The following is a 25,461-nucleotide window of genomic DNA, read 5'->3' as shown; positions in this document are numbered from 1 at the left end:
GGCTGAGCTGCAGCTTGGGGCAGGCCCGATGCGGCGTGTCGGGGTAGCCGACGGCCGGGCTTCGTCCGGGGTGAAACGGCACCTTCCGCGTACCAGATGTGGTCCCACGGTTCTGACGCGTACGACCAGGGTCCCGAGCCGCACCGGCACAACGCAGATCCCCGGCCGTTGACCACCTCGCAGTGAGGTGGCCAACGGCCGGGGACGGCTGGACCAGGCGCCTGCCCGGAGGCCGGCTACGGCGCGGCGGTGAGGTCCACGCCCAGCAGGTTCGACAGGTCGGCCACCGTCTGCTTGGGGTCCTTGTTGTGCACCCCCGCGAAACCGAGCCGCTCCGCCGCCTGGACGTACCCCTCGGTGTCGTCCACGAAGACGCACTGCTCGGCAGGCATCTCCATGAGCTTGAGCGTGATCTCGAAGAGCTCGGGGTCGGGCTTGCGCAGCTGGTGGTGCTCGGAGATCACCACGACGTCGTACAGCCCTTCGAGGTCGTAGCCGTCGTAGAGGTCCCAGGGCGCGAGGCCCACCGAGTTGGACAGGATGCCCACCTTGATCCCCGCTCGCCGCGCCGCGGCGGCCGCGTTGATCAGCAGCGGCTCCGGACGCAGGCCTCCGAAGATCCTGCCCATCAAGTTGTCGGGAGAGACGCCCAGCTTCTTGCCGGCAATCTCGTTCCACTCGGTCTGGCTGACCGCTCCACGCTCGAGGTCGCTGGTGATCCGGACGCCCTCTTCGTCCTGGTACAGGGCCGAGATGCATGCACCCTGGGGAAGCCCTTCACGCTGCTCGAAGGCGAGCACCACGGGCAGGAGCGGTGTGGTGAGCACGCCTCCGAAGTCGAGGACGAGGCCGGTGCGCTGAGACATGCAGGAACTCCAGTGCTGAGAATCTGGGCGCCGCCCGTGCTGGACAGCGTTCCGGCCCCGGCGTACGCGTGGCGGCGACAGCGCCTGCGCTTCGCTTTCCAGGGTCGGCGGTATTTACAGGGCGGAAAACGATGCCGCCCATTGTATGGCCACGGTACCAGCCACCTCTTTGCGGGACTGGCGGCCCCGCCCGAATCTGAAGGGCGGCAATAGCACCTGGGGCTAGGCTATTTCCTATTTCACGCGACCTCCCAATTGAGTCGACTTCTTCAGCCGCAAGGAGCAGCACCTGAAACTCGAATGGCGTTTTCGGGCTGCAACGTTTTACGCGTCCGGTTCAAGACTCAGCTCCGCAGACTGCTGCAGAAGCTCTTGAGCGTCGCCCGGGGTGATGACCGCGTATGCCTTGCTCACTCGCACGAGCCAGGCTGCCTCGCTGTTCGTGTCGACGAAAGGTTTCTCCTGGAGCGGGCCCGTCGCGTACTGGCTGGCCTTTGTGGAGGCAGCGGCACGCAGCGCCGCGGCGATCCAGTACGCCTCGGCGCCCGGCTCGGGGTCGGGGTGCGACGCGGTCGTCTCCTCAGCAGCCCACAGGAGCGTCTCCGGGGCGTAGTAACGGAGCTTCTCGCAGGCATCGGCGACGTCCTGGGTCCATCGGTCCAGGCGGACATCGCTGGGGACCCGCATGTGGATCAGCTCGGCCAGGCGCGACCCGGGCGGGTAGAGACTCGTTCCGGGGAAGGCCTTCACCAGGTCGTACCAGAGCGGGTGAAGCCGGTAGAGGGTCTTCCATGTCTTCCAGCGAGCAGCAACGACGCTGGTGGTGGGGATGCTCGCGCCTACAGCCACGATCAGGAAGAGCAGGTTCATCCACATCGCCGTGAGATCAATGAGCATCTCCATTGTCGAATGGCTCAACGGGAAAAATACCGCCGTCCACACGATGACGATTCGGGCAGTCGTGTGGAGGAGCCCCATCCACATCGAGATTCCCATGAGCCTGAGACCGATTCGCATGCTGGGCGTCTCGGCTTCTCGCGCCCCACGCGACCACTGGTAGCCGCAGACGGCGGTCGTGACGAGCGGGAAGAAGTAGAAGACGCTCATATACACAGCGGCGCCCAATTCCCCTGCATGATCGCTGAGAAAGTCTTCACTTTGCCGCTGGCGGTCCACAACGGTGAAAAAGAGAATGGTGAGCAGGGTCACGCCGATTGCGCCCACCGGGTAGGAGGCACGGGCGATCCAGCGCGACACCGTGACGTGTCGGGGCACCACGGCCTCGGAGCTCTTGCCGTAGCTGGTCGCAACGTACGTCAAGGACGCGATGATGGCGGCGGTGCTGGCGAAGTGCCTGAGGAGAGCGTTCAGGTCGATCACGGGGATGTGGTCCACGGCGTGCATCGCTGCTGGTGTGTAGAGCCACAAGGCCACGGAGAATCCGGCGTAGCCGCCCCAGAGGGCTCGGCGGTGGGCGTCACCGTACCGGACGGCGGGGAATCGCCAGACGGCTATGAGGGTCATCACTGCCGCGGTCAGGTACCTGAAGAAGTCGAGCATGCCGTCCGTTATTCGTTCTTGGAGCCACGCCGCGGCGGAGCAACCGGGTGGGAGAGCGAGGACTCCAAGAGGCTGACCATGTCGTCGCCGGCCACCTGCTGATGGCGGGCCAACCGCTTGATCAGGGACGCCGACAACTCGGCCTGCTGCTCCTCCGGGCTGTCGTAGTTCACGCGGCCTTGGACCAGAGCCGAGGGGAATCGACGAAGGACTTCGTCCCGGATGTGCTCAGGGACGTATCGCTCGACCTCTTCATCGGTCAGGGTGCTGCCGTGGTCCAGCCACTCGTGCGCCAGCTCGTGAAGGATGATGTGCTCGGTCTGGTTCCGGCTGGATCGGCGTCGGTAGAGCACGACCGTGAACTCCGGCGTCCTGACTCGGAGGCCGCAGGCTGTGCCCAGCCCTCCATCCGGGTCGTCAAAGGGCACCAGCCGAATCTGACGCTCCAGTGCATGCTCCATGTTCCGGACCAGCGCCTCGACACTGAAGGGAGTGGGCACGGGCAGATCGGCAAGCAGCTTCTCGCATTCCTTCAAGAGGGCGCGTCGCGAGGGGTCCCTGCGCCACCGCATGACTGCTCTCGCGAGGTGCATCGGCGTTCCACCGCCTGGTTCTGCACGCAACCCGCCACTCTCCCCGCTCCGGGCGGCCTTCCGTCGAGCAGCCCACCTCATCGCCCCGTCCCCCTCGCCCCTGCCCCGTTAACTCTCGGGGCGCCACCCGCCCCGTGCTCAGGCATGCGTTCGGCAGGCTGAGCCAGTAGTCGTCAGACTTTCCGCGTGTGCAGTGAACCCCCGCTTCGCTGCCCAGTGACCACGACGGCAGCGGTGCAGAGACAGAACAGGCCCATGCCTATCGGCAGACTCAGGACGCCGGCGTACGGTTCCATGAAGTACCGGACTTCAGCGACAACCTCGAACGCAACGGTGAACACGAAGGCCATCGCGATGACGGCGCCCGTGAGCGCCCGGGTGGCAATGCGGTGGACTGGTCGTGATCCGCGGACACTGCGCGGGCGGAAAATGTTGTCAAACGGCTGCGCCCGGCGCTTGGTTTTCTCAACAATGTTCCCGGCTGCTCTGCGTACGGCAGGGCGGCTGACCGCATGCCCCTTGCCGACGCGGCGAGCTTTCCACCGCATGTACTGGCCTTACCCCCCGTTGCGGAACTGAACAGTACGGCCAGGTCAACCAAAAATGTTGATCATCTAGCCCACTTGATGAGCGGTCGTACGATATCCCTACACGCAACGATCCTGTCAAGTCGATTGGATTTGGCCTACGTTCGGGTGCACCCGGGATCCGTGCTCGCCGTGGTCCTGCCCCAACCCTCATGCGGGGGGACGGCCACTTCTCCAATGGTCTGGTCGGCGGTTCGGCTGAGTGGACGCCACCGGAGGGTGGTCGGCAGCAGGGGTGAAGTGGCGGCGCGTGGCCCAGAGCACGACGGACCGGGCGGCAACACCTGCGGCTGCCGCGGGAGCAGTGGCCGGGCAGTGCGGCGGCCGTGATGGCCGGGACAGGGGCGGGGTCGGCAGGCGTCGGCAGGGAGCCGACCGCAAAGCCGCAACCGATCGCGCGGAGTTGACGCGAGGGCGAGCCGGGCCAGGTGCGGCGTCCGTAGAGGAGGTCGCCGATCAGGCTGCCGACTGCGAGCGCCGCGGGCCTCAACGCCGAGAGGTACTCGGCGTGGTGACGTTCGGCTGCGGCGAGGGCGACGACGTTGAGTGCTCCCAGGGTGATGCCCGCCCCGAACAGGGCTGCCGCCAGAGCGCGCAGGCCGGGGGTACGGATCGGGCCGAGCCCGTAACAGCGCGCACCCGGCGAGCACGATCGCCGCTGTGGCGATGAGCACGACGGTGGTGCCGGTCAGGGCGTGCAGAGCCATGACGAGTAGCGGACCGCCGATGAACACGAGCTCCGGGGCGCAGGCGTCGAGCGAGAGCGCGGCTCGCCGTTCGTGCGGGCTGCGCACGACGTGCGGCCACAGAACGCGCAGCGCGGCCTCCAGCGGCGGGGTGCACAGGCCGGCGACCGCGGCGTTGGCCGCGGCCAGGTCGGGGTGGGTGCTGGACCGGGTGAAGAGGGTGGGCCTCCAACAGGGTGCCGATCTGGGCTTCCAGTGCCCGGCGCTGTTCGTGGACCGCGGCGAGCGAGCGGGCGGGCGAGGGGATGACCACGCCGAGGGTGCCCGTTCCCGGGACCACTACGGTCTGTTCGTCGAGGGCGTCGAAGACGTCCTCGATCAGCCGGGTGGCCATGCGCGGGGTCTTGGGCCGGGTCAGCTCGATGAGTCTGCGGCGGCCGGCCTTGCGCAGTGCGGCCGGGGATCCGTAGCGCTCGAGGAGCCACGCGACGGCAGGGTGGTCCAGCCGTGGGCCAAGGACCCGCTCCAGTGACGGGTGGAACCGGGTGAGCAGGCCGCGTATCCGGTTGCTGGTGCGGGTGGCTTCTGCGGCGAGGTCTTGGTCGAAGCCGGTCAGGACGGTGAGCCCGGGCCGCATCCGCGATCACTGCCGCGTCCTTCGCATCCGTCTTCGCCTCGCCCGGGTAGAGGGCGGCGATCCGCCGCATGGCGAGCCCGGGCAGGTGGGCGACCTCGCAGCCTGCGTCGCGGGCGACGGTCAGTGGCGGGGCACCGATCGAGGCAGGCTGGTCCACGATCGGCACAACACGGTGCCGAACTTGGCCTTGAGCTTGTCCGGGGTGAGCCCGTGGCCGTGGTGGGCCGTCCTGCCGACGTCCACCCCGAGGAAGACGCCCATGCCTTCGGTGTCCAACATCGCACCCCTCCGCAGGTGTTGACCGTCCCGGCCCCGGCGGTGTGGCTTTGTAGGTGAGTCCCGGGTTCTGGCACAGATCTTGGGGAGCGATCACGGATTGCGACGATACAAGAAGTGCCGATGTCAGCGGGCCCGCGTAGCTTTCGGTTGACCGCCCGGCCGGGTGGCGAGTAGGGAGTGAGACATGGAGTGGGTCAGGGACGCGCGGCTGGCAGCCGGGCCTGAGGCCACCTGGTACTTGGAGGCGGCTTTCACGCCCGGTGCTCACCTTGGGACGGTGTACGACGATCCGATGACGCCGGTAGTCGTGACGGGCATCGAGGAGCTGACGACGATCCGCGTACCGAGCGGCCGGCTTGTCGTCGATGCGCCATGGCACGACGACCAGGTCTGGGAGTACCAGAGGGGGCTGCCGACCAGGCCCCCGCGGGAGCTGGCGGTGCGCATTCCCCCGGGTGTCTACCGGGTAGAGATCGCGTGGACGGCAGGCCCGTACGAGTTCATGGGCGAGCACGTCGACGGTGTTGAGTGCGCCGCGACGCGCCTGTGCATCAGCGACGACCCTGTCGTCGGATGGGAGATGGGCCTGAGTGTCGAGGACGACATCGCCAGGCTTCAGCCGGGCGAGGAGCCCCGCTTCTTCTCCGATGCTAATGTCGGTTGCTTCGCCGATGCAGGCGCGTGGACGACCTTGTCCGCACCGTTTCGCACGTTCATAGACGGGGTCCCTGCCCCGCGCGATTCTGAGCAGCTGGCCGACGGGTGCCAACGGGTACGCGATGAGTCGCAGCAAGCCGATCTGGTCACGTTCGGGGCCGAGTCGGGCGGCGTCGTCTGGTTGGGCCGCACGAAGACCGGCGACGTGGCGGCGATCGTCGTCACCAGCGGCATGCCCGATGCCAAAGCATGACATCGCTGCCGCCTCTCCCTGTCCTGCAAGTCGCGCAGCCGGACGTGGCTGCCCGCTTTCACTGGGAGGAACAGCCTGAGGAAAGGTATCGGGAGTCGCACCTCGAATAGCCACTGCGAGGCGCTACTGCAGCAGGATCATCTTCCGGAGCAGGTGGAAGCCGGCTCGGCCGTAGAGCTGTCTCTTGATCTTTTTGATGCGGTTCACGGCTCCCTCGACGCTGCCCGAGCTCCAGTCCAGGGTGAGGCCGGCGATCACGGCGTCGAGGTCTCGCCGCAGGTGGAGCGCGAAGCCAGTGAGCCCGGGCAGCCGGCTGGCTTCGACTGCGTCGATCCAGGCAGGGAGCGTGGCGCCGAGGCGGTCGGTGAGCATCTCGCCGAAGTCGCGGACATGTCCGGCAGCCGTGTCCAGTTCCGGACAACGGGTCAAAAGGTCCTTGAGGCCGATGCGGTCCTCCTCACTCAGGGTGGCGGGGTGGCGGGTGAGCCAGCCGGTCACCTGCCGTACGGTCGCTGGCCGTGGCGGTGCGGCGGACGGGTCCCTGCGCAAGGTGGCGATGTGGGCTCGGACCATGCCGTAGGTGACGGGAGCCTGCTCGGCGACCAGTTCGCCGTGGAGTTGGGTGACGCTGGTGCATCCCTCGGTGAATCGTCGTTCGAGGTAGGGCTTGTAGGGATCGAGTCTGCTGGGCCGGGGCCGGTTCTCGCGGATGGTGTCCTGCCAGCGTGAGGCGTTCGCGTACCGGAGGACGGTGTTGAGGCCCCAGCCCAGATGCCGGGCGATCGCCCGGCGCGAGTGCCCCTGGGCGAGCATCTCGTGGACCAGGGCGTGTGCGGCCTTCTTTCGCGCGGCCCGCCGGCCGACGGGCTCCGCGTCGTCTTGCGATCCCCCTGAAGTCGGTCGGGTGGCCGTCAGCGTGCCGCTGGGCGCCGGCGTGCGCAGACAGTCGCGGTGGGCAGCGACGCAGGTCTCCACGCCGCGGCCGAGGCCCTGCCACAGATGGAACCGGTCGGCGACCTGCAAAGCGTCGGGTGCACCGCGCCGCGCGCCCTCGGCGTAGGCACCCGCCCGGTCCCGGCAGATGATCTCCACGCCGGGATGGCGGTCCAGCCAAGCTGCCAGCGGCCCGGCTTCACGGGTCGGGAGCACGTCGACCACGCGATGGTCTTCGACACTGGTCAAGACGGTGGAGTAGGTCTGGCCGCGACGGATTGCAAAGTCGTCCACGCCCAGCACGCGTGGAGTACTGAATCGCGGATCGGGCAACGCCATGACCCTGCGTAACAAGGTCATCCGTCCCGCACCGAAGCCGAGCTGGGCCGCCAGTCGAGCGCCGGCTCGTCCGGCCAAGGCGAGCCCCACCCGCTCCAGGGCGCGGTTCAGCCGCGTGGTGAACCGCGCGTACGGCGCGGCCAGCCGGGAGAACGGCTCGGCGAACGTTCGGCGCGGACAGTCCGCCGACCCGCAGATGAATCGCCGGACCATCAGCCGGATCACAAAGCCCTGCTCAGCGAGCGGAAGGTCCTTCAGCCTGCGCTGGTAACGGTCGTGGACCCGGTCCGCGAAGCGGCCGCAGTCCGGACACGCCGCCCCCGCCATGCGGCCTCTTGCTACCACCTCGACCGTATCGAACGCGACCGTAACCGCCTCGACCTCCACATCGTCGATCCCGTCGAACACCAGCGAATCCCAGAACGGTGCATCGGTCTGCATGACCAGCACCATCACTGTTCACAGCCAGCCAGAGCAGCGAACGGCATGCACCTGAGGGAGCGTCACTTCCGGCCTTCAGACGCCAAGGCGTGCGCCGTCTCGCACGAGTCAGTCACTCGCAATCGAACACCGAGGTCACGCTCCGCGATGGTTCCCCAAGATCTGTGCCAGAACCGAGTCCCGGGAACGCCTGTTGCTCGGAGGCGAGAAGGCATTCCGCGACGTGAAAATGATGTCGCTGAAATTGGGGAACGCCGCGGCGCTTGCTTCGGGCCCATGCTTGTGCTCTTCAGGGAGAGGTCCCCCAGGTCCAGGCCGACGCCGGAGCATTCGCCCGTCGCCCCACGGGCGGGATGCGGGACATCAGGAGGCGCGGACGGAAGGGCTGTCGGATGCGGGGGCTATGGTCGGCGGCGTACGACCATCAGCAGCAGGAGACCTCATGCCGTCAGGGCACGTACAGCAGGACATCTCTGGGGCCCGGCCGGCCTGGCCGCGCCCGTTGGCGCCGATCCCCTTCGATGTCGACTCGGTCTTTCCGGAGTTGGCCGGTGCGGCGCGCACGGCCACCCTCCTCTACCCCCGGGCCGGGCAGCCGGGCCCCGGCAACAGCTCCATCGGCGGGCCCCTGCTGTGGCCGGCCGGCGAGCCCTGGCCCATGTGCGCCGAACCGGACCACTACAAGCCGCTCGCCAAGCCCGTCGGACCCGACCCGGTCGCGATGGTCCCGGTGGTCCAGCTCTACGCACGGGACGTGCCCGGTCTCGTCTTCCCCGCCGGTACCGACCTGTTTCAGATCCTGTGGTGCCCGCTCGTGCACGAGGACGACCAGCACGCGGCCAACCCCCGCCTCCACTGGCGCAGCGCGACACTGACGGCCGCCGACGTCGCTGACGGGAAGGCGCCCCGCCCGCACACCGCGGAGGAGGACTACCTGCCCCGCCCGTGCACGGTGTCCCCCACACCGGCCGTGGAATACCCGCTTCGGGACCTGCCGGGCGAACTCGGCGAGCGCTTCGAGGCCCTCCATGAGGAACGCGGATTCGGTTACTTCGAGGTGGCCACCACTCAGCAGAGCAAGGTCGGCGGATATCCGAGTTGGACCCAGGCGCCGGACTGGCCTGACTGCGCGAACTGCGGCACGCACATGGAGCACCTGCTCAGCGTCACCGCGACCGAACCGGGCGCGGGCCGTTGGCTGCCGCTGGACGAGCGGAACCCCAGCCAGGACCAGGCCGCGACCCCGTCCTGGCGAGCCGAGGCGGACCCCGCCGCCCTCGACACGTTCGGACACCACATGTACCTGGGCGGCGGGGGCATCGACTTCTTCGTCTGCCGTACCTGCCTGGACACCCCCTACACCCACCGCTACGACCGCTGAACCCCGTGCCGCTCGGCCTGCGGCAGCTGGATCCGTCGCCGACGTCGATGAGGATCCGCGCTCCGGCCCTGACGCCGATCCTCGGCATGAACGTCACGACCTTGGAAAGGGGGTGGTTCTCCAGCAGTTCCTCGATCCGGGCGGCGAGGAGCGTCAGCTGGCCGAGAACTGCTCGGAGCGAGGTGGCGAGGTGGCGAGGCCGGGAAGGGTCAGCACGGCCGCGTCCGTGCCCGGGACGACGACGGTCTGTTCGTCCAGTGCGGTGAAGACGTCCTCGACCAGTCGCTCGGCCATCCGCGGTGCTTTCGGACGTATCAAGGTCACGAGTCGGCGGCGTCCGGACAGGCCGTCAGGTCCAGTGCGGAGGGCGCCATCGTTTTCAGAAGAGGCTGAGTACCTCGCTCACTGCATCGCGGACTCGCCTCCCGAAGCCTGGACTGCGCCTGGCGCAGTCCAGCCGGCGACCCGCCGGTAGAGCCCAAAGGCACACCCAGCGAAGGCCAAGTACAGGAGCGCCGCGGAGACGGGGTTCGCCAGAGCGAAGAGCGCCTGTGCCGGGACAACGGCGGCAGCGAGGTTGAAGCCCAGGTGCAGGAGCACGCAGGGCCACAGCACGCGGGTGTGTTCGTAGATCAGGGCCAGGAGCACCGCCAACGGCAGGGTCGAGGCGAACTGCACGGCGTTGCCGTGCAGCAGGCCGAACACCACGGCGGTGACCAGCGTGGAAGCGAGGATGCTCACCCGCTTGCGCAGCAATGGGTAGACCAGCCCTCGGAACAGGGCCTCCTCCCCCACAGGAGCCGCGACCATGGCGAGCAGCAGGGTCGCCAGCACTCCAGCCGCGTGCCTCGTCTGGTTCGACGTGTCGAAGCCTGTGGACCCGGTCGTGGCGTAGATCCACAAGGCCAGCGACTGCCCGGCGAGGAATGCCAGGACCGCGCAGCCGACGACGGTCCACCCGAAGCGCGGAATTTCCGTGCTCGGCCGCGGGGCCGGCGCATGCGCGAGCCACTGGGGCCGCAGGATCCTCACCGAGCCGACCAGGACGACAACAAGCATGCTCAGGACGGAGGTCGCGACGATCGGCTCTCCGATGAGGCGGACCGCGACGGCGCCCAGACCGAGGTAGACCGCGACGACGGCGAACGGCACGAGGGCGCACCACCCGATGCCGAGCAGACGCGAAGTGGTCGGTGGCGTCGTCATGGTCTTCTCCTCTACGGGGCTCAAGCAGCCCTGGTGATCTGTTCGTTGATGACGGCCTGGACGCGGGTGTCGCCGCGGAAGGTGTTCGGCTGCAACGTCGCCGTGAAGCGCAGCGTCCCGAGCTCGGTACGGCTGGCGCGCTGCACGAAGCTCTGGATCACGTCGAACTTCTCCTCAGCGACGTTCCACCACAGAAAGGACAGGCAGGACGGGCCGGACCGGGTGATCAGGCGCAGGTGCTGCGATTCGGATCCGATCCGGTCCACGCGCAGGCCCAGGGGCTCGATCGCGATCTCGACGACCGCCGTGGTGAAGCCGTGCCCGAAGGGCTTGAGGCCCCCGGTCCGGCGCACCAGCTCGAACAGCGACTGCAGATCTTCAAGGCCGGCGTCGCAGTCGGCGTCCGGGCCCAGCACGAGATCGCCTTTGGAGCCATCGGCGCTGACGGCGAGCAGGGCAACCTGGGTGGTCTCCTGGAGCACGGCGACTAGGCCGCCCGACTTCTCGGCCTTTTACCATGACGTCGGCACCGTCGGCGGTGAACACCGCGAAGCACGGCTCAAGCGCGGCCCCCGTGCGGCGCGGGCTGTTCATCGCCGGGGCGGCGAGGTAGAAGCCGAAGAAGCCCTCATCGAGGTCGTCGACGTCTCGGATCTCGCCGACCCGGGCGAAGGCCTTGAGCACGAGCGCGAAGCCCTCGCAGGCCCGGAGGAAGACCGGGTGATGCGGCTCGGTGCGCAGCAGCTGCATCAGTATCGACTGTTCGATGTCGTTGGCATCGGGGTCGGCGTCGAACCCACCCCAGGGATTGGGGATGGTCTTCGGCGCGGCGCCGCGCAGCAGGCGGATCTCCCAGAGCTTCTCGGGCCAATGCACACGGGTGCATGCCTCGATCACCTGGTAGAGGACGTGGGCACCGCAGATCCCAGTGTGGGCGTAGGTCTCGTCGATCCGGCACGGCTCGACAGTGATGTCCGCGGTCGAGCCCGGTGCGAGCTCCTCGTGGCGGTCGGCCGCCAACGTCGTCCAGCCCGGGGCACGCGCGGCGGCGATACCGCGGTGGGAGTTCACTCCGCCGTCACAGGTGAGCAGAACCCGGGTGTCAGGCGACTTCGCATGGATCTCGGCGACGTCCTCTTCGGTGAGCGAGTGGTCGTCGACGGCATGAAGCGTGGACATGCTGGAGGCCCTCTCGATCGGGGTCGCTGGTCGGTGGAGAACGGGGCATGAAACACCTTTCAACGCTGCTGCGATTCTAGCAGTAACAGTCACTCCCTCTGCCAATTCACCAGCATCTTTGAGTCTCATTCAGGCGCCAAATGGCGCACTTATGTCGAATGATTGCGACAGGCTTTCCAAAGTACTTGCGCATCGGCTACTCTCGCCGGTATGGCTATTCGAAGCATTGTCGAGTCAGATCTCAGTGGTAAGCCGGATGCGGCTACCGTGACCTTCGGCCTGGGAGACACCTGGTACGAAGTCGATCTCACAGTTGAGGAGAAGAAGGGCCTCGAGGCTGCGCTGAAGTCGTACCTGGAGGTCAGCCGGAAAGCCGGGAAGCCCGCGCCCAAGAAGCGAGTCGTACCTGAGACGACTGCCGAGGAGCGGGACAAGATCCGCGAGTGGGCCAAGGAGAAGGGTCACGAGTTCGCGGATCGGGGGCGCATCCCGAAGAAGGTCATGCAGGCCTACGACGAGGCTCACGACATCGATCGGAGCAACTAGCGCTGAGCCTGATGTTCGCCTCCTGGCCGACTTCTCCCGTTCGTCCCCGAAGGGCCCTGCAGCACCCTGCAGGGCCCTTCGCGCGTCTTCAGACCGGATGGATCACGTTGGTCGTCTTGATCCCAGCAGCTCGCGCTCGAGCCCTGCAGCGGACGGTGCCGTGCGAGAAGTGCCCCGGTGCATCCGGCATGAGCTGCTCCGGGCTCCGCTTCGGGCATCCGGGCTTCTGGCAAAGGCCGAGGAAGGCCGTGCACGGCACCTGAGCCCCGGCCTCGCGGAAGACCTGGGCGGCGTCGACCCTCACCCGGTTCCGCTGGAAGCCGGCTGCTCCCCCTGTGGGCCGACCGATCGGCGGGAAAGATGACGATCTCGAAGCCTGCGTCCCGTCACATCGGTTCAGCCATGGCGTCGGCCCCCTTGGGACAGTGCCCCGGAAGAAGCACCGGCCGGGTGACGTTCTTGGGCCCCCAGCCGCGCCAGGCGCCGTTGAACGTCTCACGCATGCTCTTCGCGTCGCTCCAGCTGCGGGAACCGGCGAAGAGGACGACGTGCGAGCACGATTCCGGAATCATTTCAGCAATCATTCGACTCTCCTCTCCTCATGACTCGGCGGTCTCCACAGCCGGAGTCGAGAGCTGTGGTCATGGCGTCTGGGCAGGCGCGGCGGCCTGCATGCCGCTGCCCCGTTCCGGCCAGCCGGTACTGGACCCGATCACGGCCAGGCCCTTCTCCCGATGGAGCTCGACGCGGATCTGATCGTCACTACCCATCGGCATGAGGTGGACGACGTACATCCCGTCACCGCTGCGGGGGATGTTCACGGTGACGAGCGCGCTGCTCTCGTCGTCGGTGGAGTCGACGTTACCGACGTCCCCAACTTCGCCGGAGCGCATCCTCGGCGACGGCTTCGCTGTTCGATTGCTACAACTTCGGCACGCAGCGGGCTCCTCCATCGCCGGACGAGTTCAGGCTGGGACTGTGTCGTGGTTGTGCCTCTTCGTGGACGTGGACTCGGGCGGGGTAGCGACCATCGAGTGCGGACCCGATGGGGTCCGTGCGATCTCGATGTTCAGCCCAGCTCCCGCGCCAGCCCTGCTGGCTGACGACCCGGTAGATCCCGCTGGAGTGATCCACCCCGGCCGGATCGCACTGCGAGCCACCGCGCGGAGCGTCACTTCTCGCCCGAGCCAGGCGCTGCGCGCCTGCCCATCCACTGCTGCACCCTTCGCCCCTGCCCGCGCGCCTGTGGACAACTGCGGCGGGGGCAGTGTTGGGGATCGTCTCTCAAGCGCAGGGCTGGGCATCGCCCGAGGGAGCGCCGGCGACCGACGGACCGGCGAGCTGAGCGACCGGTGGAGCCAGTCGGCCATGCCTGACACGTCATCGGAGCACAGTGAAGAGGCCGAGCGGAGCGAGGGTCCGCAGGACACGCGTTATCAGTTTCCCTTATGCCCTTTCACTTCCTTGTAGCCGTCCCCGCTGTTCCACGGCTGGAGCATGAGCGGAAGCCTGGAACATCAGGGGAAACGGTCCGTACCCTCTCGACTCGTACCCCTCCCCCCTTTCGGGCAGCGGGGGTACGGGTCTGGCTGTTTCCCCTGGTCATCACACCTTCTGGCGGTACTGATGTTTCGTCGTTCGGGATACGGCCGTACCCCCGTGCCGATCCGTCCTCGTGAGGCACGAACGAGGCGCGGTACGGGTCTGCTCCGGACGGGGCACAGCTCCGGTTCATCACCTTGCTGCCGCAGGCGGCACAGCCCTCGCCCAGCAGCGAATCCGCCCTCTCGCGACGCCGTCGCTTCGGCTGTGGACAACGCTCTGCTTCATCGCTCGCTGCTGACGGCGTAGCCGGCCTCGCACCATCGTGTTGCGCTAGTTGCACCAACCTGGATCTGCTGTGCCCTGGTCGTTGCTCCGGTGCTGCCGCGACAGCGTGCCAGCACGTCACGCACCGCGTCCGGGGCGGGCGTTCGGCACCACCTCGTCGACACACGATCCGGCCCCGGGCCGTGTTTCGTTTCGCGCTCGCGCGGCGAGCCCGGGGCGGTCTCTCGTGAACGCATCAGAAGAAGAGAGCCCCGGCTGCTGCGACCATCTGCCCATCGGGCACAGCGAGCACAGCGAGCACAGCGAGCAGCTCGAGGCGTATCGGAGCGTTGTCGCCTTCCTCCAAGGCGTGCCTCCGCAGCAATGCCTCCGCGCCTCTCCTACCCCACGGCCGATGCTGCGCAAGCACGTCGTTCCTCGCACGCTCGCTGGGCGTGGGGGCCCACTCCCCCCTTCGACCCTTCTCTCTCTGCCCAACCTTGTCGGCTCGATGACGCCCCTGTGCCGACCGCCGCACCAGCGCTGTGTCGGTGTCTCGGTGACAGCTGTGCTGGCCGCGCTCCGCCAGCGGTCCGTGACCGTCTCGACGTACCCGCCGGATGACTTTGGCAAGGGACGCGGTCAGGCCTCGCGGCCCCGTGAATCAGCACTTCCCTCGCGTCTCTGCGGTGACCCATCGAAACACGCAGGGGCCGCGACTGGGACACGTACAAGACACCGACTGCTGCTGTCGGGTCTCCCAGAGTCCCGTGCGTGTCCGCACAGCATCTCGCGCGCGCTCCAACCGTGCCGCCCCGGTGTCGCGCACAGTGCCCTCTGAGGACACATCTGCGTCGGGGAGCCGGGTGGCGTCTCTCAAGAGACACGGTCGGGACACCAGCGGGAGCTCACGTGTGCCCCCATGCGGCTTCCCCGGGACCACGCCCTGACGTCAGGTGTCTCGCAGGTGTCCCGCGGGAGCCCTTGTTGCGTTGCATGGGGGACTCATAGGCGCATGGCGCCCTCGGCTTGCGCCCAGTCGTCTCCAGCAGGGGCATTGCGGCGTCTCGCAGGTGTCCCCACCAGGGGCGACTGGGGACAGCAATGGCGTCCAACTCGCGTATCGAGTGGGACTTGCATGCGACTCAATAGGGACAATAGAGTGGGCTCATAGCGATTCGCATTCGAAGCGAAACATGAGGGGTGGCGAGCCCACGTGACAGGGCGAGAGGCATCCGGCGAACGATCGGATGGAGTGCAGGAGCGAGTGGCAGGGCGAGGTGAGTGCAATGGCGAATCAGCCGAGTGAACCTCGCAAGGTCCGCTGGACCGTGCCCGCTGCCGACACCTCGGTGATCGAGTGGCTCGCTCAGCAGGAGAACATCTCGCAGTCGCTGCGACTGCTCATTCGGGAGTCCATTCAGCGCGACGGATACGTCGACGTCTACTACAAGCCCGTCGAGCAACTGCCGCGTCGCGGCCGTCCGCCGCTGGAGAGCGCCGAGCAGCGCGAGGACGACGAGGTGGTCACCGAGCGCCGTCCGGCCGCCATGCCCGTTCAGCCACGGCCCGTGGTCGCCGACCAGGCCGACGCCGTCGTCGAGAAGACAGCACCAGCGCCGTTGGCCCAACCCGAGCCGGTTGCGACACCTGTTGAGACGGTCGCGGATCCTGCGGCAAGTACCCCCGGCCCAACCTCGGAGCCGCCGAAGCAGGCCTCCATTGACGAAATCATGGCGAGCACTCGGCGCTGAGTGGCGCGGTGAATTTCATTTTCCAGGCAGACAACACAACACCGAGGGACCGAATTCATGAGCGCCAACAGCAACGACATCATCACCCTCACCGGCGGCATCGACGTCGGCAACGGCTACGTCAAGGGCGTCATCCAGAATACGAAGCGGGAGATCTTCGACGAGATCGATCTGCCCAGCGCAGTCGTCTCGACTTCCCGCACCTCGCCGAAGGTGCCGCTCCCCGATGCGGATGCGGCCTCCGTGATGGCCGGCGACTTCTACAACCAGCTGGACTGCTCGCTCACCACGACCCTGGTAGCGGCGTCGGACCGCCGAATCTTCGGCCGGGCAGCGCTGAGCGTGCGCGGCTCGAAGTTCACCGAGTTCGAGGTACTGGGCAAGCACTCCAAGGCTGATCAGGAGCTGAGCAAGGTCCTGGTCCTGGGTGCCTTCGCCGCGAAGGCCCTGCGCGACTACGTCCGCGAGAACGGCACGCTGCCCGATCACGAGCTGCGCGTGCAGGTGCGCGCCGGCCTGGCGCTGCCGATCTCCGAGTTCGTCGCGCGCCGCCACTCCTACGCCGCCGAGTTCATCGGTCTGCTGGGCAGCTCCGACCCCGCGGTGCACCTGGTGACGATCAAGAACTTCAGCACCCCGGTCTCGGTGCGCCTGCAGTTCGTCGACGTTCAGGTGATGGCCGAGGGTGCCTCCGCGCAGTTCGCCATCACCGACAAGGGCGAGCCGCTGGCCCAGGCTCTTCTCGATGATCTGCGCACTCGCGACGCCTCCGTCGTGGAAGGGGTCTCGGCCTCCGATCTGGTGGCGGCGCGGAACACCATCGGCGTCGACGTGGGTGAGGGCACCGTGAACTTCCCGGTCTTCACCGACGGGCGGTTCAACCCCGAGGCGGCATCCACGCTCGACGAGGGCTACGGCTCCGCGCTGATGAACGCCATGGAGCGCATGAGCGAGTCGGACGCCACGCTGCAGTTCTCCTCGCGCAAGCAGCTGGCGGACTTCCTCCACGCGAAGCCGTCCGTGCTGGTGAAGAACCGTCACCAGCGCGCCGCCGGCTTCGTCGAGGACGAGGCCAGCTACCTGGTCGACGAGATCGCCTCCTCCTTCGGCGACGTCCTCTCCCAGGCCGGTGCGACGACCGAGGTCGTCTACGTCTACGGCGGCGGCTCGGGCCCTATCAAGCACCTGCTGCACCCTGCGCTTCTGAAGGCCGCTGGCGATGTGCCCGTGCTCTACCTCGACTCGAGCTACTCGCGGCACCTGAACCGCGAGGGCCTGTACATCGCGGCACGGCACGTCGAGCAGCAGGCCCTCGCGGCGAAGCCCGCGGGCAAGCACAGTTAAGGAGGTGGCCTGAGGTGCGAAGCGCTCGCATCCATCCACGATGAGGTCAAGGATCCTTACCGCTGGTCCGATTCGCTGCGTCTGGTCGGGATGGTCCACCTCAAATTGCGGGCAGGTCCCGGACCAGCGGGCAGCGGAACATGACGAACCAGCCCAGGGTGCTGGTGTCCGGACGCTCCACCTCGCGGGTCAGCGGCCGACGGTAGGCGCGCACGCCGAAGAGGTTCTTCGCGGCCCGCGCCTGATCGTGGGCATCGAGATGGGGCAGGTAGGAGGAGGCCGGACCACCCTGCCGGTCGTCCTTGAGCAGCGGGCAGCGGTCGTTCGAGTCGGACAGTTCGCCGATGTGTTCGCGGATCGTGGCGATCGCCTGGTCCACGGCATTGATGGATTCGGCAGTGAGACCCCCGGCGCTGCTCTGCAGCGGAGTCCCTAGCTCACGGCAGTACTCCTGGCGTGGACGTGATCTTCCGAAGGCCAGACCGGATCAGCTCCGCTGATCATGCAGAAGAGGAGACCCCAGTCGGCTACGGCTGGATACAGATCCGCCAGGAACGCGGGCCGGACGGGTGCGCGCTCACACCGGCTGGAAGGTCCGGAAGTTCTGCCACGGGACCGTACGCGCGGTCAATGTGGGCGAGGCGTTCGGCCGTTGCCGTGATGGCGTCCAGGTAGATACCGGCGGGGTGCGGTTCTCCCGACCGGCCGCGCCCCGCTCCGCCCCGCTCCGTGAGCGGGATCATGTGGCGTTCGGTCGTGCTGCCCTCGACGGTCATGAGCCGCAGCGTGGCGCCCCCACCGGCGAGCGGATACGCCATCCGGATTTCCGCGACGGTCGGCAGGGCGGCGAGTTGACCCGCACGCATTCGCTCCGGCCGCTCGGTCATGGTGGCCGACACCTGGGAACACTCGCCGCCGACTTCGCGCACCATCCGAACCAACTCCGCGTTTCTGGTGTGGTACACCGCACAGGTGCATTGCGGAAACCGGCGGCCGTTGAGCGTCTCACCGGGAGGGACCGGCCAAAGGCCCCGGATCCGGAGGCGCCGTGGCGTTAGAACGGAACGCGGTAGAAGCGCGTGCCATCGGCGCACACGTGCACGGCGGTCTCGGCTCCCGCCACACACGGCGCGTTGTCGCACCGGCTGTGACCGGTGATCCCGTCCGTGGACCGGTCAAAGTGGGTGATCACGCCGCGCTCTTCGCCCGAGCCGCACAGCGGTTCCGGGGCGTGCAGAGTCTCGCCGGACACGCGGGACAACGGGGCCAGGGCGGTGGCGAGGTCGATCTTCCGGCCTCGGACGATCTCGGCGGTTGGGACATCGATGCGGAAGCCGCCGGCCGGGTGGTCCGGGTCGTCGGAGAACACCACGGCACACGTCCAAGCGCCGGAGTGGCGCTTGCGCGGCAGCGGCTCCTCCTCGGCACCCCCAGGCAGAGCCTCCTCCCGGAACTCGATCGGCACCACGACGACGCGGTATGCCTGGTGAGTGCGCGGCTGCTGCCGGGGCAGTTCGACGAGCAGGTCCTTGGGCCACTCTTCGATGGTCACGGGCAGAGTTGACAGGTAGTGGTTCAGCGAGCCTTCGTCGGCCTGGGCCAGCCGGGTCCGCTCCTGCTCTTCGGTCTCGATGCAGCCGATGCGGCTGAGGAAACTCATGATGGTCCGTGCTCCTTGGTCAGTGCTTGTGTGTGTGTGGGGGGGTGGGCCGCCCGCATGGGTTCGAAGAAGACGAGTTCGTCGAGTTCGCAGCGCCCGCCGTAGATATGTGCGGCCTCCAGGGGGGCGAGGTCCTGGTGAACGAGGTCGTCCGGCTTCGTCGGGAGAGAAGCAGCCGCTCAGCGTGTTTCGCTGTAACCGCACTCGGAGCACGTGTGCGTGGCCTTCTTGCTGGCGCGGATGCCGTAGGCGCTCGACTCCATGTCGTTGGCGCAGTTGGGGCAGTTCATGGCTCGACTCCTGGGCGGAACACGGACGTTCTTCAACGTCAGATCCGGATCAGCTCTGCTGATCCCTCGTGCTCACTGCCTTCACGGGGCGAGTAGGGCGAGCCACGAAAAAACCCAGCACCCCGGCGCCGCACCTGCCCGAGGGCAGAGCGCGCACCGGGGTGCTGGGGTAGTTGGAGCTGCAGAGATCTCCAGGGACACGCCGCAGGGATCATCTGCGGCGTGCGGGAATCGAACCTCTTCCGTGGTTGGTCTGCACGGTGTGCCCACTGGCGTACGCCGAGGATCAGCCGGCGCACTGCGGATTTGAACCGCTCCGTGCAGAATTCTGTGGTGGGTTTGTCAGGCCAACCGCCCTACGGCTAGCCGAAATCCTTCGAAGGTGACGGGCCAGACGGTCTTCCTCCCTGTCGCGCGGCATTCGCGCCCAGGAGGCCGAACCTCCAGCACCGCTTCACGCCCATTCGGACATGACCTCCTGGATCAGGGGCAGCACCGATGGAGGCTGGAGGTTGAGGGTGGCCAGGGCCTGGGGGGTGGTAAGGGGGGTCTCGACGAGTTCGTAGGTGCCGCGATCGACACGCGTGAACTCGCTGCCGGTACGGTCGTCGAAGGCCCAGGTGCGGACCTCGGCGAGATAGATGTGCTGGATCTCTTCGCGTTCGGTGTCGGCGAGAGTGCCCAGCAGCCGGACGATGTGAGCCTTCCCGGCAATCTCCTCGTGGATCTCACGGTGGAGAGCCGCTTCCGGGGTGGGGTCGCCGTCCTCGATGCCGCCGCCGACGAGGACGTGGTAGACGTCGCGGCCGGGGACGGTGCGGCGGATGACGAGCATGGTGTGGGCCGGGGTGATCAGGACGGCCCGCACGCGTTCTTTCACTGTGTCTCCTCAAGCGTTGCTGTCGAGGAGATCAGTTCATCATCCAGCCGCCATCAACGTGGAGACGTTGGCCGGTGATGAACCCGGCCGGAGGAGATCAGTTCATCATCCAGCCGCCATCAACGTGGAGACTCTGACCGGTGATGAACCCGGCCGAAGGACTTGCCACGAAGGCGACAGCGGCGGCGACGTCCTCCGGCCGCCCGCGGCGGGGAACGCACTGGCGGGCGATCTGGTGCTCGGGGGACACCCGGGCGGAGGGCGGGAGGAGATCTTCAGCAGGAACCTGGATCGCTCCGGGCAGGACCGAGTTGACGGTGATCCCGCTCGCGCCGACATCGCGGGCCAGTGACCGGGTCAGTCCGATCATCGCGGCCTTGGCCGTGGCGTAGGGGGTGAGCTGGCGACGGCCCACGAGGGCATTGATCGAGCCGATGTTCACGATCCTGCCCCACTGACGTTCCGTCATGCTCGCGGTGACAGCGTGGCACAGACGGCGCGGAGCGTGGAGGTTGATGGCGAAGGACTGTTCCCAGTCGGCCTCGTCCAGGTCCTCCCAGGGGATACGGGGGTAGGCACCGGCGTTGTTGATCAGGATGTCGACGGGTGCGAGGGCGTCGGTGACGGTGGCGATCAGGGCGGTCGGGAACATCGGATCGGTGAGGTCACCGGAGACGGCGATGCCTCGGGTGGGCAGCTGGTCCAGGAGGTCGGCGGCGGCAGCGTCCTCGTTGAAATGGGCGACGGCAACGCGGGCGCCGGCGGTGGCGAGGGCGCGGCAGATCGCGGCGCCGATGCCACCGGTGGCTCCGGTGACCAGAGCGGTGCGGCCGAGCAGGGGTCGGCTGCGCAGCGACTGATCAGTGATGGGGAAGGTGGGGTTCACGGAAGCTCCGTTTCAGAGGTGTGCTGAGTGAAGAACTCGGTGGCGTTGCTGCTCGTCTGATGGAGTTCGGCAGCTTTGATCAGCGTCAGGAGGGTGTCGGTCGTCGTCATGGGCTGGGGACTGACGACGCCGAGGACGCGGAGGGTGAGGAAGGGGCGCAAGTCGTCCCAGGGGATGTCGGGCAGGGCTTGCAGGGCGGTGGTGAGGGCGGCTCGGCGGCCGGGGCCGGTGTTCCAGCGGTAGTGGACGTCGAGGTGTCGGCGTCCGGGGTGGTGGTGCAGCTGGGTGATCCGGGGGGTCGTGAGGGGCGGGAGAGTGAGGCGCATGGTGCGCTGGTAGGTGTCGGGTTGATAGGTGGGGACGAGCCAGCCGCCCAGGCCCATCAGGTACCAGAGGAGGTTGGCGGCCTCGCCCGGAAGGGTGTTGAGGCCGGCGAGCGTGAAGTCGAGCCAGCACAGGGGGGCCGCGATGTTGGGCTCGGTGGGGTCTCCCTGAGTGTGTCCGCTCACCCAACTGCTGTCCGGTGTCAGGATCTGGCGGGTGGTGTGGACGATGTCGGGGAGGTTGATGGTGAGCGGCCGGCCGTTGACGGTGATCGTGTGGTCGGCGAGGTCAGCCGCAGTGAGAGCGGGAACGTTTCCTCCGGCCGGAACGAGGGAGTGGCCGGGGTTCAGGTACCAGGCGTCCAGGCGTCCACCCGGTCGGATGCGGTCGGCGTAGAGGGTGGGAACGCAGCTACTCAGGGGGGATCGGCGTTCGGGCATGAAGGCGGTGGTCAGGTCGTGGCACACGGCTTCAACGAGCCCGACGACACGGGGTATGTGGCTCGGGTCGCGGTCGGCGAGGGCGATGAGGTCGCCGAGGAGGAGTTCGCACCGTCCCTGAGCGAACACGTCGTCGAAGACCACCTGGCTGCCGTCCGGCCCGTCGTGAAGACCATGGAGCCGGGGAACGGAGAGTCGGTCTTTGACCAGGTAGTGGCCATCAACTTCCGCAATCGCGGCCGTGCGATCGGGGAAGTCCTTGGCGAAGACTGCGTCGGTCACTGCGTCGGTCACTGCTTCAGTCCTTTCATGGTGTCGTCCCACAGGTCGAGGACGATCCGGGCTACCTCGAGGGCGGCGGCGCGGTCGGTACGGGCGGTGCGGGCCAGGGAGGTGTCGTGGCCGTGGGCGCCGAGGAGCCTGGTCAGGGCGTCCACGTCGGCGGAGACCGGTACGCCGCGGAACTCCAACTGCACCTTCGCGGACACCCCCGTCACCTTGTAGAGGGCGTGCAGATCGCCGGCGCCGGCGAGGATCTGACGGCGGATGTCGAAGGTTGCTTGGACCCCGTTGGCGACGGTTGCGGCCACGATGGCGGCCGGGTCCGGAGCGGGGAGCCGCAGGCCGTTTCGGACCCACAGCGGGGTGATGGCACCAGCACCGATCTGGGCCAGCACATGCTGGAGCCGAACGGACACGTTGCCGGTGCGGCATTCGGCGAGCGTGACGACGCTGATGCCGAGCTTGACGCCCTCCAGGTCGGCGCGGAGTTCGGCCAGCACGTCGGCGAGGGCACCCAAACGGGCGTTGTCGGAGACGACGAACACATCGAGGTCGCTCCACCCGCTCTGGAACTCGCCCCGGGCACCGGACCCGGTGACGGCCAGCAGGTCCACCACCGGGTCAGCGCCGCCGGTGGTGCGGTCCAGCAGCTTGTGCAGGTAGGACTCCGGGCCGATCGGGAGGCCCAGCATGTTCACGGGCAGCGTCTCCGGCTGCCGTGCGGGCCAGTGGCGATCGAGGACCATCTCGTCCAGGCAGCGCTCCAGGTGGAGCCGTGTACCGGAGTTGTCGATCACCCGGTCCGCGATGTCCACGATCCTGTCCGCGCCTCGACTCGCCTTGACGACGTCGCGCACGACCACGTCGTCGGCTCCGGTTTCGCTGCGTGCGCGGCGGTCCGCCATGGGCGTGTGGAGGTACGTGACGGTGATCTGCTCTCCGAGCATTCGTCGCAGTGCGTCGGTGGACTTCTTGGAGTGCAGCGACTCGATCGTCACGCCGGTCACGTAGTAGTGGGCCGTCAGATAGCGATCCAGGGCGTCGACGATCATCTCTGCCTGGTCGACCTCCGTGACCGCGTACGGGTCGGGTATGCCGGCGTGCGCGGCGGCGGTGTCGAGCAGCCACCCGAGCTTGAGGCGGGCGTGGCCGTGTCGCGTGCGCAGATACTCGCCGGCGGTGCTCTTGCCGCTCTCGGACAGCCCGGCGAGCGCGATGATCTGCACCCCGTCCAGGGCACGGGCCGGGACGGCCGGGTGCCGCGGGTGCAGCAGACGCCGGATCTCCCGCTGCACCTGGACGATGGAGCGGCCGCCGATCGGCACCACGTGCTCGAAGCGACCCTCTCCGACCATGCCCTTGAGTCGTTCGTTCAGGGCCCACTGGTAGCGGTCGTAGGGCGGGGTGACGCTCGCCTGGTGGGCGAGGCTGTGGGCCACGTTCTTGCCGATGTCCTCGGAGAACGCCAGGTAGAGGGAAAGCTCCTTGTTCTCGGCGACGCGAAGGTCCGTGGCCCAAGGTTCGAGCAGGGCACGCGCCCGGTCGGCCGCCGCCGGGGCGGCCAGGTTCTCGCGAACGGCAACGGTGGCGGCGATCGACGCCTCCAGCATGGGGATTCCCCGGTCCAACAGTCGCAGGCTCTCGACGCCGGGGGCGGCGGATCGCGCGAGGTAAGAAGTCGCGAGGACGTCCACGACCTCCTCGATGCGGCCCGTCTCGAACCACCACCCGGCCATGTCGTCCCGGATACCGGTCCATCGGGAGTCGTGGTCGTGCAGGGCGCCGGCGGACGCCGCAGCCGGACCGATCCGGCGGGCCAGCAGGCCGATCTGCGTGGTCTTACCCGTGTTGTCGGCCCCATTGAACGCGACCGACAACATCGTGGACTTGTGATCCATCAGGTTTCTCCTTCTACGGCGTGGGCAGCACAAAGCGCCGCCCACCACATGGGTGTTCAGGGAAAGGGGGTCAAGTGCGGGATCCGGCCTGGTCACGGCCAACCCCGATGGGTTCAACACAAAGCCAAACGGGCCGTTTTGCTACACGCTCGGCATGAGCTGTTCTCCTCGAATGCAGCACTGCGCCCGGATCGACGACGTCGTCCGCGCGCAGTTGAGTGATTCGGGCTGAGATGTTCAGTTGTCCGTCATGTCGCCATCCGGATCGGCTTCGCCGATCAGACGTTTTTCTCTTTCAAGGCTTCATCCGAATCAGCTGCGCTGATCGAATGCCTCGTCAATCCGAGTCCCGGATCGGCTTCGCCGATCAAACTCGCGTTCTTCGCTGACCTACCGGCCACTCCCGACCAGACCCCGTCGCAATGCCCCCAAGCTCGGCATTCACTCGGCCCGCTTCAGGACATGCCCCAAACGGTTCTGACGGGCAATCACGTCAACATGGTGCGTCGTCATGAGCCGACGGATGTGGCGCGGGAAGCGCCGGGTTCAACACAAAGCCAAACGGACCGTTTCGCTACACGCTCGGCATGAGCTGTTCTCCTCGAATGCAGCACTGCGCCCGGACCGATGACATCGTCCGCGCGCAGTTGAGTGATTCGGGCCGAGATGTTCAGTTGTCCGTCATGTCGCCATCCGGATCGGCTTCGCCGATCAGACGTTTTTCTCTTTCAAGGCTTCATCCGAATCAGCTGCGCTGATCGAATGCCTCGTCAATCCGAGTCCCGGATCGGCTTCGCCGATCAAACTCGCGTTCTTCGCTGACCTACCGGCCACTCCCGACCAGACCCCGTCGCAATGCCCCCAAGCTCGGCATTCACTCGGCCCGCTTCAGGACATGCCCCAAACGTTCCTGACGGGCAATCACGTCAACATGGTGCATCGTCATGAGCCGACGGATGTGAAGTGGGAAGCGCTGTCCGGGCTGTTGTCGCGGTCGTCCTCGGGACGGCCGCGATTGGACGACCGGCGGGTGCTGAACGGGATCGCGTGGAAGCTGCGGACGGGGTCGGCGTGGCGTGATGCGCCGGCACGGTACGGGCCCTGGAGGACCCTGCACACATGTCCTTGTTCCGAGCTGGCCGGGCTCGATGGGGACCGGGTGCTGCTCGCCTGTCGCCGGGTCGGTGACTGTGGCGATCACGGGCGCTGTGCCCTCCGGGTCGGTCGGGTATCCGTCGGCCCGCTCGACGAGCACCTGGGCGAAGTCGGCGGCGGCCGCGGTGGTCTCGGTGCTCAGGCGTCGGCTTTCGTTCGCCGGGCGATCTCTTCTTCGAGTGGGTACGCCTCGCCCCACGGGTTCTGCTCCTCGACGGGGCGGCCCTGCCTGATGTCGCGCAGCCGTTCGCGGCGGCGGTCTTGGACGTAGCCGCGGCAAAGCAGGGCGTCGTGCTGGGGGGTGGACCAGTTCGAGGCGGTCGCGCACCACCCTCAGTGCGGCGTGCGGGTCAGGCTGTTCCTTATGGCGAGGGCGAGCAGAGCTGCGGCGCAGCCGAGCAGCGCGCCGATCGCGAACATCATGTCGTGTCTCCGTCCGTCGTAATGGCATTGGCGGCGAGGAAGACGCCGGCGGCATCTTCGCTCGTGTCGTATGTGAGGTCCTCGGGTGCCTCCTCGACCTTGCGGTTCGCGGTGGTGGCATTCAGCGCCGGGATGGGTTCACAGGCTCGGTGCTGACCGGTTGGGGCCAGCGC

At 67.5% G+C, this 25,461-nt stretch carries 22 protein-coding genes and 2 pseudogenes; 6 read left to right on the top strand and 18 right to left on the bottom strand.

What is annotated here, in order from left to right; all coding sequences use genetic code 11:
• Positions 1-236: 236 nt before the first annotated feature.
• The 4 genes and pseudogenes from OG207_RS35480 to OG207_RS35465 form a co-directional block, all read right to left on the bottom strand.
• The gene (locus OG207_RS35480; RefSeq protein WP_329104410.1) at positions 237-866 is read right to left on the bottom strand and encodes an HAD-IA family hydrolase; all 630 of its coding nucleotides are present in this window, start codon (positions 864-866) and stop codon (positions 237-239) included.
• A gap of 324 nt (positions 867-1,190) precedes the next feature.
• Positions 1,191-2,426, bottom strand: a complete 1,236-nt coding sequence (locus OG207_RS35475; protein WP_329104408.1) for an MAB_1171c family putative transporter — start codon at positions 2,424-2,426, stop codon at positions 1,191-1,193.
• Between the two features lie 8 nt (positions 2,427-2,434).
• Positions 2,435-2,962 (bottom strand): hypothetical protein, encoded by a 528-nt coding sequence (locus tag OG207_RS35470; RefSeq protein ID WP_329104406.1) that lies wholly within the window; start codon positions 2,960-2,962, stop codon positions 2,435-2,437.
• 1,502 nt (positions 2,963-4,464) lie between these two features.
• Positions 4,465-5,208: pseudogene (locus tag OG207_RS35465) on the bottom strand (IS110 family transposase); the annotation flags it as partial.
• A gap of 277 nt (positions 5,209-5,485) precedes the next feature.
• Between OG207_RS35465 and OG207_RS35460 the strand changes: the two are divergent.
• The gene (locus OG207_RS35460; protein WP_329104404.1) at positions 5,486-6,118 is read left to right on the top strand and encodes a DUF4241 domain-containing protein; all 633 of its coding nucleotides are present in this window, start codon (positions 5,486-5,488) and stop codon (positions 6,116-6,118) included.
• Between the two features lie 123 nt (positions 6,119-6,241).
• Here the strand turns inward: OG207_RS35460 and OG207_RS35455 are convergent, their stop codons facing one another.
• Positions 6,242-7,843 carry an ISL3 family transposase gene (locus tag OG207_RS35455; RefSeq protein WP_329108122.1) on the bottom strand — a complete coding sequence of 534 codons (1,602 nt, stop codon included), beginning with the start codon at positions 7,841-7,843 and terminating at the stop codon, positions 6,242-6,244.
• A 430-nt stretch (positions 7,844-8,273) separates the two neighbouring features.
• Between OG207_RS35455 and OG207_RS35450 the strand changes: the two genes are divergently transcribed.
• Complete coding sequence (locus OG207_RS35450) at positions 8,274-9,212, top strand: hypothetical protein (RefSeq protein ID WP_329104402.1); 939 nt, start codon at positions 8,274-8,276, stop codon at positions 9,210-9,212.
• Positions 9,213-9,237: 25 nt separating this feature from the next.
• Here the strand turns inward: OG207_RS35450 and OG207_RS35445 are convergent.
• From OG207_RS35445 to OG207_RS35430, 4 genes and pseudogenes are all read right to left on the bottom strand, one after another.
• Positions 9,238-9,554 (bottom strand): annotated as a pseudogene (locus OG207_RS35445) (IS110 family transposase); the annotation flags it as partial.
• Between the two features lie 60 nt (positions 9,555-9,614).
• Positions 9,615-10,418, bottom strand: coding sequence for a CPBP family intramembrane glutamic endopeptidase (locus tag OG207_RS35440; protein WP_329104400.1), 804 nt, complete (start codon positions 10,416-10,418; stop codon positions 9,615-9,617).
• A 20-nt stretch (positions 10,419-10,438) separates the two neighbouring features.
• Entirely contained in the window at positions 10,439-10,900 is a 462-nt protein-coding gene (locus OG207_RS35435) for a hypothetical protein (RefSeq protein ID WP_329104398.1), read from the bottom strand.
• A complete protein-coding gene (locus OG207_RS35430; RefSeq protein ID WP_329104396.1) occupies positions 10,797-11,597 on the bottom strand; it encodes a hypothetical protein in 801 nt (266 codons plus the stop codon). The genes OG207_RS35435 and OG207_RS35430 overlap by 104 nt, the downstream gene beginning before the upstream one ends.
• A gap of 210 nt (positions 11,598-11,807) precedes the next feature.
• Between OG207_RS35430 and OG207_RS35425 the strand changes: the two genes are divergently transcribed.
• Positions 11,808-12,143, top strand: a complete 336-nt coding sequence (locus OG207_RS35425; protein ID WP_329104394.1) for a histone-like nucleoid-structuring protein Lsr2 — start codon at positions 11,808-11,810, stop codon at positions 12,141-12,143.
• A gap of 386 nt (positions 12,144-12,529) precedes the next feature.
• On the opposite strand, the gene OG207_RS35420 is transcribed toward OG207_RS35425, so the two are convergent.
• Both OG207_RS35420 and OG207_RS35415 read right to left on the bottom strand, forming a co-directional pair.
• On the bottom strand, positions 12,530-12,727 hold the full coding sequence (locus OG207_RS35420; RefSeq protein ID WP_329104392.1) for a hypothetical protein: 198 nt from the start codon (positions 12,725-12,727) through the stop codon (positions 12,530-12,532).
• Between the two features lie 57 nt (positions 12,728-12,784).
• Positions 12,785-13,036, bottom strand: a complete 252-nt coding sequence (locus tag OG207_RS35415; RefSeq protein WP_329104389.1) for a hypothetical protein — start codon at positions 13,034-13,036, stop codon at positions 12,785-12,787.
• Positions 13,037-15,241: 2,205 nt separating this feature from the next.
• On the opposite strand from OG207_RS35415, the gene OG207_RS35410 reads away from it, so the two are divergent.
• Both OG207_RS35410 and OG207_RS35405 read left to right on the top strand, forming a co-directional pair.
• On the top strand, positions 15,242-15,706 hold the full coding sequence (locus tag OG207_RS35410; protein WP_329104387.1) for a hypothetical protein: 465 nt from the start codon (positions 15,242-15,244) through the stop codon (positions 15,704-15,706).
• A 57-nt stretch (positions 15,707-15,763) separates the two neighbouring features.
• Positions 15,764-17,050 carry a ParM/StbA family protein gene (locus OG207_RS35405; protein ID WP_329104385.1) on the top strand — a complete coding sequence of 429 codons (1,287 nt, stop codon included), beginning with the start codon at positions 15,764-15,766 and terminating at the stop codon, positions 17,048-17,050.
• Positions 17,051-17,150: 100 nt separating this feature from the next.
• Here OG207_RS35405 and OG207_RS35400 read toward each other — a convergent pair whose 3' ends face one another.
• The 7 genes from OG207_RS35400 to OG207_RS35370 all read right to left on the bottom strand — a co-directional run bounded on the left by OG207_RS35400 (position 17,151) and on the right by OG207_RS35370 (position 23,710).
• Entirely contained in the window at positions 17,151-17,429 is a 279-nt protein-coding gene (locus OG207_RS35400) for a hypothetical protein (RefSeq protein WP_329104383.1), read from the bottom strand.
• Between the two features lie 148 nt (positions 17,430-17,577).
• Complete coding sequence (locus OG207_RS35395) at positions 17,578-17,982, bottom strand: hypothetical protein (RefSeq protein WP_329104381.1); 405 nt, start codon at positions 17,980-17,982, stop codon at positions 17,578-17,580.
• A gap of 122 nt (positions 17,983-18,104) precedes the next feature.
• Positions 18,105-18,710 (bottom strand): hypothetical protein, encoded by a 606-nt coding sequence (locus tag OG207_RS35390; protein ID WP_329104379.1) that lies wholly within the window; start codon positions 18,708-18,710, stop codon positions 18,105-18,107.
• A gap of 744 nt (positions 18,711-19,454) precedes the next feature.
• Positions 19,455-19,880 carry an NUDIX hydrolase gene (locus tag OG207_RS35385; protein ID WP_329104377.1) on the bottom strand — a complete coding sequence of 142 codons (426 nt, stop codon included), beginning with the start codon at positions 19,878-19,880 and terminating at the stop codon, positions 19,455-19,457.
• Positions 19,881-19,977: 97 nt separating this feature from the next.
• Positions 19,978-20,766, bottom strand: coding sequence for an SDR family NAD(P)-dependent oxidoreductase (locus tag OG207_RS35380; RefSeq protein ID WP_329104375.1), 789 nt, complete (start codon positions 20,764-20,766; stop codon positions 19,978-19,980).
• Positions 20,763-21,824 (bottom strand): hypothetical protein, encoded by a 1,062-nt coding sequence (locus tag OG207_RS35375; RefSeq protein ID WP_329104373.1) that lies wholly within the window; start codon positions 21,822-21,824, stop codon positions 20,763-20,765. Before OG207_RS35375 ends, OG207_RS35380 begins: the two co-directional genes overlap by 4 nt.
• On the bottom strand, positions 21,821-23,710 hold the full coding sequence (locus OG207_RS35370) for a nucleotidyltransferase domain-containing protein (RefSeq protein WP_329104371.1): 1,890 nt from the start codon (positions 23,708-23,710) through the stop codon (positions 21,821-21,823). The genes OG207_RS35375 and OG207_RS35370 overlap by 4 nt, the downstream gene beginning before the upstream one ends.
• Before the next feature lie 895 nt (positions 23,711-24,605).
• On the opposite strand from OG207_RS35370, the gene OG207_RS44140 reads away from it, so the two are divergent.
• Positions 24,606-25,136, top strand: a complete 531-nt coding sequence (locus OG207_RS44140) for a transposase (protein WP_443072793.1) — start codon at positions 24,606-24,608, stop codon at positions 25,134-25,136.
• The last annotated feature ends 325 nt before the right edge of the window (positions 25,137-25,461 follow it).

The organism is Streptomyces sp. NBC_01439 (assembly GCF_036227605.1).
In the GTDB taxonomy this organism is placed as follows: Bacteria; Actinomycetota; Actinomycetes; order Streptomycetales; family Streptomycetaceae; genus Streptomyces.
Note: the sequence above shows the minus strand (reverse complement) of the source record. Positions and strands in the feature narration are given on the sequence as shown.

Coding starts and splice junctions, on each gene's coding strand:
- OG207_RS44140 (WP_443072793.1), top strand. CDS start 24,606: ATGCCCCAAACGTTCCTGACGGGCAATCACGTCAACATGGTGCATCGT.
- OG207_RS35475 (WP_329104408.1), bottom strand. CDS start 2,426: ATGCTCGACTTCTTCAGGTACCTGACCGCGGCAGTGATGACCCTCATA.
- OG207_RS35405 (WP_329104385.1), top strand. CDS start 15,764: ATGAGCGCCAACAGCAACGACATCATCACCCTCACCGGCGGCATCGAC.
- OG207_RS35425 (WP_329104394.1), top strand. CDS start 11,808: ATGGCTATTCGAAGCATTGTCGAGTCAGATCTCAGTGGTAAGCCGGAT.
- OG207_RS35430 (WP_329104396.1), bottom strand. CDS start 11,597: ATGTCCACGCTTCATGCCGTCGACGACCACTCGCTCACCGAAGAGGAC.
- OG207_RS35390 (WP_329104379.1), bottom strand. CDS start 18,710: ATGAGTTTCCTCAGCCGCATCGGCTGCATCGAGACCGAAGAGCAGGAG.
- OG207_RS35480 (WP_329104410.1), bottom strand. CDS start 866: ATGTCTCAGCGCACCGGCCTCGTCCTCGACTTCGGAGGCGTGCTCACC.
- OG207_RS35395 (WP_329104381.1), bottom strand. CDS start 17,982: ATGGTGCGCGAAGTCGGCGGCGAGTGTTCCCAGGTGTCGGCCACCATG.
- OG207_RS35370 (WP_329104371.1), bottom strand. CDS start 23,710: ATGGATCACAAGTCCACGATGTTGTCGGTCGCGTTCAATGGGGCCGAC.
- OG207_RS35440 (WP_329104400.1), bottom strand. CDS start 10,418: ATGACGACGCCACCGACCACTTCGCGTCTGCTCGGCATCGGGTGGTGC.
- OG207_RS35450 (WP_329104402.1), top strand. CDS start 8,274: ATGCCGTCAGGGCACGTACAGCAGGACATCTCTGGGGCCCGGCCGGCC.
- OG207_RS35420 (WP_329104392.1), bottom strand. CDS start 12,727: ATGATTGCTGAAATGATTCCGGAATCGTGCTCGCACGTCGTCCTCTTC.
- OG207_RS35455 (WP_329108122.1), bottom strand. CDS start 7,843: ATGGTGCTGGTCATGCAGACCGATGCACCGTTCTGGGATTCGCTGGTG.
- OG207_RS35410 (WP_329104387.1), top strand. CDS start 15,242: ATGGCGAATCAGCCGAGTGAACCTCGCAAGGTCCGCTGGACCGTGCCC.
- OG207_RS35415 (WP_329104389.1), bottom strand. CDS start 13,036: ATGCGCTCCGGCGAAGTTGGGGACGTCGGTAACGTCGACTCCACCGAC.